Origin of the sequence: Pseudarthrobacter oxydans, from assembly GCF_030812335.1 — a bacterium.
In the GTDB taxonomy this organism is placed as follows: domain Bacteria; phylum Actinomycetota; class Actinomycetes; order Actinomycetales; family Micrococcaceae; genus Arthrobacter; species Arthrobacter oxydans_B.
The window spans coordinates 229,090-238,657 of the sequence record NZ_JAUSSN010000002.1 but is presented as its reverse complement, the minus strand read 5'-3'; the positions used below and the strand labels follow the sequence as shown (position 1 = coordinate 238,657).

6 protein-coding genes and 1 pseudogene are annotated in these 9,568 nt (G+C 67.8%); 6 read left to right on the top strand and 1 reads right to left on the bottom strand.

All coding sequences use genetic code 11. The features are described 5' to 3' along the window. Positions 1–8 precede the first annotated feature (8 nt). Positions 9–707 (top strand): annotated as a pseudogene (locus tag J2W14_RS04300) (hypothetical protein); the annotation flags it as partial. A gap of 74 nt (positions 708–781) precedes the next feature. Continuing rightward, the gene (locus J2W14_RS04295) at positions 782–5,227 is read left to right on the top strand and encodes an FtsK/SpoIIIE domain-containing protein (RefSeq protein ID WP_307458865.1); all 4,446 of its coding nucleotides are present in this window, start codon (positions 782–784) and stop codon (positions 5,225–5,227) included. Positions 5,228–5,300: 73 nt separating this feature from the next. On the opposite strand, the gene J2W14_RS04290 is transcribed toward J2W14_RS04295, so the two are convergent. Next, on the bottom strand, positions 5,301–5,867 hold the full coding sequence (locus J2W14_RS04290) for a dihydrofolate reductase family protein (RefSeq protein ID WP_307458862.1): 567 nt from the start codon (positions 5,865–5,867) through the stop codon (positions 5,301–5,303). A 600-nt stretch (positions 5,868–6,467) separates the two neighbouring features. Between J2W14_RS04290 and J2W14_RS04285 the strand changes: the two genes are divergently transcribed. The 4 genes from J2W14_RS04285 to J2W14_RS04270 all read left to right on the top strand — a co-directional run bounded on the left by J2W14_RS04285 (position 6,468) and on the right by J2W14_RS04270 (position 9,483). Beyond that, positions 6,468–6,899 (top strand): hypothetical protein, encoded by a 432-nt coding sequence (locus tag J2W14_RS04285; RefSeq protein ID WP_307458860.1) that lies wholly within the window; start codon positions 6,468–6,470, stop codon positions 6,897–6,899. A gap of 36 nt (positions 6,900–6,935) precedes the next feature. Beyond that, positions 6,936–7,085: a hypothetical protein gene (locus J2W14_RS04280; protein WP_307458857.1), complete on the top strand. Its 150-nt coding sequence runs from the start codon at positions 6,936–6,938 to the stop codon at positions 7,083–7,085. Between the two features lie 274 nt (positions 7,086–7,359). Then, entirely contained in the window at positions 7,360–8,730 is a 1,371-nt protein-coding gene (locus J2W14_RS04275; RefSeq protein WP_307458855.1) for a vanadium-dependent haloperoxidase, read from the top strand. A gap of 306 nt (positions 8,731–9,036) precedes the next feature. After that, the gene (locus J2W14_RS04270; RefSeq protein ID WP_307458850.1) at positions 9,037–9,483 is read left to right on the top strand and encodes an alcohol dehydrogenase catalytic domain-containing protein; all 447 of its coding nucleotides are present in this window, start codon (positions 9,037–9,039) and stop codon (positions 9,481–9,483) included. The last annotated feature ends 85 nt before the right edge of the window (positions 9,484–9,568 follow it).

The window sequence follows — 9,568 nt, the reverse complement described above, 5'->3', positions numbered from 1 at the left end:
CACGGATTATGGGGGATCTGGCAATAGATTTCTGCGGCGAGTGGCATGAACCCTCGGACGAGGACATCTTCAGCATCGGCCGCGAAGGCGACCTCGAGGTGGACGACAACCCGTACCTGCACCGGCAGTTCCTGCAGATCGCCCGGTACGACGGCATCTGGTGGCTGAGCAACGTCGGCAGCATGCTCTCCGCGACCATCGCCGATGCTTCCGGTGGGATGCAGGCGTGGCTGGCTCCGGGCGCCCGGATTCCGCTGGTCTTCAGCCACACCAACGTCATTTTCACCGCGGGCCCCACCACCTACGAGTTCGCCGCGCACCTGCGGACCCCCGCCTTCCGGCAACAAGCCCGCGACGAGGACAGCGGCGGTGACACCACGATCGGCCCCGTGCTCTTCACCACCTCGCAGAAGGCACTGATCGTGGCCCTCGCCGAACCCATGCTGCGCCGGGAAGGGACCGGCTTCAGCGCCATCCCGTCCTCGGCCGACGCCGCCAAAACCCTGGGCTGGGCACTGACCCGGTTCAACAGAAAGCTGGACAACGTGTGCGACAAGCTCGACAAGGTGGGGGTCGCCGGCCTGCGGGGCGGCGGCGGGAAACTTGCCACCAACCGCCGCGCGCGGCTCGTGGAACACGCCGTCACGTCGCACCTGGTGACCCCCGCGGACCTTTACCTGCTTGAAAAGCACGACACCGTAGAGCAGACCGCTGAAAAGCAGAGCGCTGTAAAGCAGCCCGCTGAAAAGCACACCGAAGAACTGACTGGAGCCGACGAAGCGTGAGAATCCGACTGACGCTGCGCCGCGACCCGGCCGAGGCCAAAGACCTCGCCGTCACCGTTGACGGGCTCGCCACCGTGGCGGACATCGCCACCCAGCTCTGGGCGGCCGATCCGGCACGGCGGGGGACCCCTCCGCCGTCGAATCTGTCCCTGAGCATCGAGGAAGCCTTCGCCGCCGGCGGCATGAAGGGCAGCATCCTGGACCGCACGGACAACCTGCTCGAATCCGGGCTGCGGCCGGGCTCCATCGTCTCCCTGACCCAGCTCAGTGAGCAGTTCGCGACGCCCGGCGCGACCCGGGGACCGGCGGCGGCGACGCTGCGCGTGCTGTCCGGGCCCGACGTCGGGCGCGAATTCTCGCTGCCGTCGGGCACCAGCTACATCGGCCGTGACCGCGACGTCGACATCCGGCTCACGGACCCGCTGACCTCCAAGCGGCACGCCCGCATCACGGTCGGCGAGACGGTCGAGATTGTGGACACGAATTCGGCCAACGGTCTGCTGATGGACGGGCTGCCGGTCACCCGCGCCACACTGAACTCCTCGGACACCGTGGCCCTGGGCGACACCACCGTCTCGGTGGTCTCACTCGGCACCGGACACAGTTCCGCCCCGAGCTCGCCGCTGATCGACTTCAACCGCTCGCCGCGCGTGGTGCCCCGGTTCGAGCTGCAGAAACGGATGCTCCCGGCCGGGCCCAAACGCCAGGAGCACCACGCGTTCCCGTACATCATGCTGCTCGCGCCGCTGATGATGGGCGGCATCCTGTTCGCCGTCACGCAGAACGTGCTCTCGGTCGTGTTCATGCTGATGATGCCGCTGTTCATCGTGGGCCATTACGTGGACCAGAAGCTGCAGGCCAAGCGGGAGAAAAAGGAACAGCTCAAGCAGTTTCGCGAGTCCATGGCCGCCTTCCGGACCGACATAACCCGGCTGCAGAACGTGGAACGCTCCGTCCGGCTGCAGGAAGCACCCTCGGTCAGCGACACGGTCGACTCGATCTACAAGCTCGGCCCGCTGCTCTGGACCCACCGGCCCGAGCACACCGGCTTCCTGGGCCTGCGCTTCGGCCTGGGCACTTCGCCCTCGCGGATCCAGTTCGAGGAGCCCAACAGCAACGACACCGAGGCCGAATACATGACCGAAATCCAGGAGTGCATGGCGCAGTTCCGGGACATCGAAGGCGTGCCGGTCGTCTCGCAGCTGCGCTCCGCCGGGTCCTTCGGCCTCGCCGGAACCCGGGGGCTCGTCGACGACGTCGCCCGCGGCATGGTCCTGCAGCTCGTCGGCCTGCACTCGCCCGCGGAAGTGGTCCTGGCCGCCATCACCTCGGCGCAGTCGAAGGAACGCTGGGAATGGCTGCAGTGGCTCCCGCACGTCGGCTCCGGCCACAGCCCGCTCAGCGGCGACCACCTCGCCGCCGGCCCCGCGGGCGGCTCGGCCCTGCTGTCCCGGCTGGAAGACCTGATCGACCAGCGGGAGGCCGGCTCCCAGACCCCGCGCCCGGCCCTGCGGCCCGGCGTCGACCCGCTCGGCACGGACCTTCCGGAACCGCTGCTGCCCACCGTGCTGGTCGTCGTCGAGGACGACGCCCCGGTGGACCGCGGGCGGCTCACCCGGGTCCTTGAGCGGGGCCCGGACTCCGGCGTGCATGTGATGTGGGTGGCGTCCTCGGTGCAGCAGCTGCCGGCCGCCTGCCGGGACTTTATGGCCGTCGACGGCGACCACGGCACCACCACCGGCCAGGTCCGGCTCGGCCGTCACACCTTCCCGGTGAGCTGCGAAAGCCTCGACGCCGGCCTCGCCGCCCAGCTGGCCCGCATGCTGACACCCGTCGTCGACGTCGGCAAGCCGCTGGAGGACGACTCCGACCTGCCGCGCGCCGTGTCCTACGCGACCCTGATCGGCAAGGACTTCCTGGACAACCCGGCGGCCGTGGCCGAGCGCTGGACCGAAAACAACTCGGTCCGGGCCTCCGCCGTGCCCAACCGCAAGGACAACGGCACGCTCCGGGCCCTGGTCGGCTCCAAGGGCATCGAACCGCTCTACCTCGACCTCAAGAACGAGGGCCCGCACGCCCTGGTCGGCGGCACCACCGGCGCCGGCAAGTCCGAGTTCCTGCAGTCCTGGGTGATGGGCATGGCCGCGGCCTACAGCCCGGACCGGGTGAGCTTCCTCTTCGTCGACTACAAGGGCGGCGCCGCGTTCGCGGACTGCCTGCACCTGCCGCACACCGTGGGCCTGGTCACCGACCTCTCCCCGCACCTGGTCCGCCGCGCGCTGACCTCGCTGCGGGCCGAGCTGCACCACCGGGAACGGCTGCTGAACCGGAAAAAGGCCAAGGACCTGCTGGAACTCCAGCGCGAAGCGGATCCGGAGGCCCCGCCGTACCTGATCATCATCGTGGACGAGTTCGCCGCCCTCGCCACCGAGGTGCCGGAGTTCGTCGACGGTGTGGTGGACGTCGCCGCCCGCGGTCGGTCCCTGGGCCTGCACCTGATCCTGGCCACCCAGCGCCCGGCCGGCGTGATCAAGGAAAGCCTGCGCGCCAACACCAACCTGCGCGTGGCGCTGCGGATGGCCGACGTGGATGATGCGATCGACATCCTCGGCGTGCCGACGGCTGCCTACTTCGACCCGTCCATTCCCGGACGCGGCGCCGCCAAGACCGGCCCCGGCCGGATCCAGGGTTTCCAGACCGGATACGCCGGCGGCTGGACCACCGAGAAGCCGCAGCGGCCGCAGATCGAGATCGTCGAGATGGCATTCGGCTCCGGCCCGGCCTGGGCCGCCCCGGCGCCCGAGACCCCGGTGAAGGAAGAGGCGGCGGGCCTGAACGACATCGCCCGGATGACGGCCAACATCATCAGGGCCGCCGACGTGCTCTCCATCGACCCGCCGCGCAAGCCCTGGCTGGATGAACTCGCCACCACCTACGACTTTTCCCGGCTGCCGAACCCGCGCACGGACGAACGGCTCCTCCTCGGAGTGGCGGACGACCCGGCGCACCAGGACCAGCCCACGGTCTTCTACGAGCCGGACCGGGACGGCAACATGGCCATCTACGGCACCGGCGGCTCGGGCAAGTCCGCGGCCCTGCGCGGCATCGCGATCGCCGCCGCGGTCACCCCGCGCGGCGGGCCGGTGAATGTCTACGGCATCGACTGCGGCTCCTCGGGGCTGAAGATGCTCGATGAGCTGCCGCACGTCGGGGAGATCATCAACGGCGACGACGTCGAACGCGTCGGCCGGCTGCTGCGCTGGCTCCGGGACCTCGCCGACGACCGCGCGGCCCGCTATTCGGAAGTCCGCGCGTCGACCATCGTGGAGTACCGGACGCTCGCGGAGCGGCCGGAGGAAAAACGGATCTTTGTGCTGGTGGACGGCATGTCCGCGTTCCGCGAGGCCTACGAATACAGCAAGCTCTCGGCGCTGTGGGACATCTTCCTGCAGCTGGCCACCGACGGCCGTCCGCTGGGCATCCACCTCGTGGTCAGCGGGGACCGGCCCAACTCCGTGCCGGCGTCGCTGCTGGCCTCGATCCAGCGCCGGCTCGTGCTGCGCCTCTCCTCCGAGGACGACTACCTGTCGATGGATGTGCCCAAGGACGTCCTGGGCCAGGCCTCGCCTCCGGGTCGCGGCCTGCTGGGAAACCTGGAGGTGCAGCTCGCGGTGCTCGGCGGCAACTCCAACCTGGCCGTGCAGGCCCGCGAGGTGCACAAACTCACCGAGGCCATGCTGCGCCAGGGCGTCGAACGCGCCCCGCAGATCGAGCGACTGCCGGACCAGATCGACCTCGACATCCTGCCCGCCGGCAGCCCGGACCTGCCGGTGATCGGCGTCGACGACGAGACGCTCCAGCCCGCCGAGATCCTGGCCAAGGGCCCGCTGCTGCTGGCCGGCCCGCCCGGCTCCGGCCGAACCGTGGCCCTGGTGACCCTGGCCTACGCGCTGCGCCGCTCCAACCCCGGCGTCGAACTGCTGTACATCGGCGCGCGCCGCTCCGCCGCGGCGTCCCTGAAGCTCTGGGACCGGTCCGTAGTGGGCGCGGACGACGTCGAGGCAGCCATCGATGAGCTGGTGGACTACTCCACCGGCACGCCGGGCAAGCTCGCGATCTTCATCGAGGGGCTGACCGACTTCACGGACACGGGAGCGGAATCCGGGATCGAACGGCTCGTCACCGCCTCGATCAAGGCCGAACAGTGGGTGGTGGGCGAATCCGAGACGTCCACCTGGTCCTCGGCCTGGTCCCTCGCGCAGCCGTTCAAATCCGGCCGCCGGGGCCTGCTGCTCAACCCGGGCGACATCGAGGGCGACAGCCTGCTCAGCACGTCGCTGGGCCGGGTCAGCACGGACTTCATCCCGGGCCGCGGCTACATCGTCGGCCGCGGCAAGGTCCGCAAGCTCCAGGTCGCGCTGCCGCCCGAGAACCGGAACTAAGCTGATACGGAACTAAAGCTGGGTGCGATCGGCTGCCCTCAACTACTTCCCCGACCGCGCGGAGGAATCGCGGTCAGCGCCTCGTCTCGTACCTGGTCATGACCACGCCGCCGGGAAACGTCCGCGTCTCCACCAGGTTCAGGTTCAGCCAGCTGTCCAGCGAGGTGAAGAACGGAGTGCCGCCGCCCACCAGGACCGGATGGGTGGCTAGCGCGTATTCGTCGATCAGACCGGCCCGCATGGCCGCACCGGCGAGCGTTGCGCCGCCGACGCTCATCGGGCCGCCGTCCCCGGCCTTGAGCCGGGCGATCTCGGCGATCGCGTCGCCGGTCACCAGGCGGGTGTTCCAGTCGTCCACCTTGTCGATCGTCGAGGAGAACACCACCTTCGGAGTGTCCCGCCAGTTCCGCGCGAACTCGATCTCCGCCGGGGTGGCGTTGGGCTGCTGGTCCCCGGTCGGCCAGTAGGAGCTCATGGTCTCCCACAGCTTGCGGCCGTACAGCGACAGGCTGCTAGCCCGCTCCTGGTCGAGCCACCACTGGAACAGTTCGTCGCTCGGCCCGCTCCAGCCGATGTCGTCGCCTGCCGCGGCGATGTAGCCGTCCAAGGTCAGATTCATGCCGTAGATCAGTTTCCGCACGGCGCCAGCCTTCCGTCTCGTAGTGGTCGAGGGCGTCATTGAACTCTGTCGTCACGCAGATAATCGGCAGCATCCTGTCCCTCATGGAGCCACCATAACTGCCCATGATCTGGATGCCATTAGCCGTCGGTCCGCGTGTCAATGAGCTGCCGGGTGAACGACCCTCTACCGGGCGTTCGAGAACGAGGAGAGGGCAGATATCCATTGTGCGAAAGCGTCAAGGTGTGCGCCATGCGACCCCTTAGCAAAGGTCGACTCGTATGACATCGCTTCCAACGGGCGCGCAGTCTAAATGTCGGCTACGAAGGCTGAGCGAAGACGGCTGCCGTGAGCTCGAACGTCAGCCCGATCTTTTCAGCGACACGGCGGGAGGCAATGTTTGCGGGGTCAATGACCGCTTCCAGATGGATTCCCCTAGCCCACGGGCGAACTCGCGACAGGCGGCTGCTGCCTCACTCGCGTAGCCCCGGCCTTGGAGGTCGGCGCGAACGTGATAGCCGGCGGCAGCAGCTGCGTCAATCTGTTTACTGAAAGGCGACCCCGCCTACGCGGTGCATCCTCACACAGCCGCTTCAGCCAGCAGAATTGGAGGAACACAAAATGAAACAGCAGCATGCCCGTGCAGCTATCGGTCTGACAGCCCTGGGCGCTTTCCTTGTCGCATGTTCGGGAACCTCTCCGGCCGGCACGCCGTCCGCGTCTGCCTCGCCGGCCGAAGCCCCGGTGGCATCCAAAGCGGAAGGCAACTTCGCAGCCTGGGCCGAGGGCAATGTTGCAAACACCTACAACCCCGACCTCGTCCCCATCGGAGCCAAGGCGGAGGCCACCGTGCCAGTCCGGGGCGAGGGGACCGAAACGAAACTGATGGTCCAAGCTTTGATCCCGAACCGCCACTATGGAGCCCACGCCCACGCCCATGTGAAGCCGTGCGGGGTCGACGGAGCCGCCGCAGGACCGCATTACCAGGACCGGATTGATCCGGTTTCGCCCTCCGTGGATCCCGCGTACGCGAATGCCAAGAACGAAATTTAGCTGGATTTCCTCACGGATGCCGAAGGCAATGCGTCCGTGGAATCCAGCGTTGCTTGGAAGGCCCGAAGCGGCGAAGCGCAGTCGATCATCATTCATGAGAATCACACCATGACCGAAGCCGGCAAGGCGGGAACCGCCGGCACCCGCCTGGCTTGCATTGATGTGGACTTCACCCCGACACAGTGACACGGGACGCATTGGCGCATAACCCACGTCCGTTGAAGGCAGCCGCAGTGTCATAGGTGGTGTGGCCCAGGCCTTGCCCGCGACCTCCAAGGCTGCCGGGCCCGGTTCCACTGGACAACCCGCCCGCAGAGGATCACCCTTGGAGTTAACCGTACCGACGGCGCATCACGCTCACCTCGGGCGGTCGCGTGCCGCCGGTGTCGGGCACCCATGAGATGTCCGCTCCGTCGGGTTCGCTTGAACATGGCTCCGTCGCGACTGGAGGTCCGGCGACATGACGAACAGCAACGCTTACGATCATCGCAGGCGAACACCGCGGACTTCGAGGAACGGACCGCGCCGACGGTGGGCGCTCTGGTTGATCCCGGCCCTGACCGCCGCACTCGTTGTGCCGGCGGTGCCGAGCGCCGGCACCTCGAACGCCCGGAACGCGGCGCCGGCGAACACGGACGTCCTCATCGAGTGGAACATCATCGCCCAAGACCATGTCATCCCACTGCGTCCCACGGCTCACGGCCAGCTCCGCGGCATGGCGATGGTTCAAGGCGCGGTGTACGACGCAGTGAACGCCATCGACCGCGGGTACCAGCCGTATCTGCTCGACGTCGACGGCGTCGGGCCGGAGGCATCGCTCGATGCAGCGATCTCGACCGCCGCACACCACGTGCTCGTCACTCTGGTCCCGTCGGCGCAAGTAGCTGGCCTCGACGCTGCGTACGAAGCGACACTCGCGGGCGTCACCGACGGCCCGAACAAGGTCGAAGGCGTCGCCTCCGGTGAGGCCGCCGCGGCGGCGATGATCCTCGCGCGCACCGATGACGGGTTCCTGGCCCCGTTCGAGTTCGACATCGGACCTGATCCCGGCGATTGGCGGCCCGTCGCGCCCGATGCGCTCGATCCGGACGCCTGGGTGGCCAATCTCCAACCGTTCATCATCGAGAGTCCCGACCAATTCCGCTCGAGGGGACCCAATCCGTTGACGAGTGCCGAGTACGCAGCGGACTTCAACGAGGTCAAGGAGATCGGTGCGCTCGCGAGTTTCACTCGAACCGACGACCAGACCACTGCGGCGATCTTCTGGCAAGCCACGCCGGTGGCAGTCTGGAACGGAGTGTTCCGCAGCCTCGCCGTGGAGCACGGACTCGACGTGGCCGATGCGGCTCGGCTCTTCGCGATGACCAACCTCGCCGCCGCTGATGGCGCGGTCGCTTGCTGGTACGACAAGTACTACTGGAACTTCTGGCGCCCGATGGCGGCGATCCGCGAAGCCGACACCGACGACAACCCGGAGACGGAAGCCGATCCGACATGGAAACCGCTCTTCGATCCATCGACAGCGACCGTCCCGCCGCTCGGCACACCGCCGTTCCCGGAGCACCCGTCCGGTCACGGCTGCGTCAGCGGCGCTGCTCTCTACGCGGCGCAGGAGTTCTTCGGCACGGACGAGGTCGCCTTCGACGTGAACTCCGGTCGCTTCCCCGGCGAGCCACGGCACTTCGACGCATTCTCAGCGGCGATACACGAGATCATTGATGCCCGCGTCTGGGGCGGCATCCACTTCCGCACCGCCGACGTACAGGGCGCCGAGCTCGGCAACGAGGTGGCGTGTTGGCTCAGCGACCACTACTTCCAGCGGGCGCCATGACCGTCGCAGGGTCCTGCGACTGACCCGATCATCTTCCCAACCGATTGGTCCATTTGCGGTCAAGATCGGTTGGGGAAATCTGGATCAGACGCCGGTGGCGACCGCCTTGACGTGGGCCATGCGCTCGTCGAGCTCATCGGCGACGCGCTCGTCGTTGGCCATCTCGGCGTCGATGTCCATGTCGCCAATGTACTAAGGGCGACACCAGCTCCTGAAGGAAGGGGGTGCGCTACTAGTGTCTACGCCGCCCGCTGGTCCGGGTCAGGTCGTCGTCGAGGTCAAAGCCGCCGGGTGTGTCATTCGGACGTGACCGCCCTGGATGATGCCGGCTGGATGCCGCTCTTCCCGCACCTGCCGCGGACCATGGGACATGAGAACGCCGGTGTCATCATCGAGGTCGGCGACGGCATGGAGCAGTGGAAGGTCGGCGACCGGGTCGCGGTGCTGGCCGGGGCCGAGGTGTACGGTGCCGAGGTCAATCCCGAGACGCACGCCGAGTGCGGCACCCTGGTGCAGGTCGGCATGGGCCGGCTCGAGTCCACTATCAACACCTACCCCCTGATCATCAAGCAGCTCACCATAAAAGGTTCCAAGTCCGGCACTCGGGAAGACCTGGAAGGGATCTACGAGCTGATGAAATCGGACCAGCTGAACCCGCCCATGAACCTCATCACGCAGGTGGAGATCCCCGGCGCGATCGAGAAGCTGCGCGCCGGCGGCGTGGTCGGGCGCTTCATCGCGATGTACGAGTAAAGGCCCACGGCCCGGTGGCCGCTGCGGCGCCCGTCGGCTCGGGTGCCGCAGGCGCCGCGGCGGCCGCTGCCGGTTTGGCGGCACC

Bases quoted from the DNA above. Each gene is read 5' to 3' on its own strand.
- J2W14_RS04275 (WP_307458855.1), top strand. From the start codon at position 7,360: ATGACGAACAGCAACGCTTACGATCATCGCAGGCGAACACCGCGGACT.
- J2W14_RS04285 (WP_307458860.1), top strand. From the start codon at position 6,468: ATGAAACAGCAGCATGCCCGTGCAGCTATCGGTCTGACAGCCCTGGGC.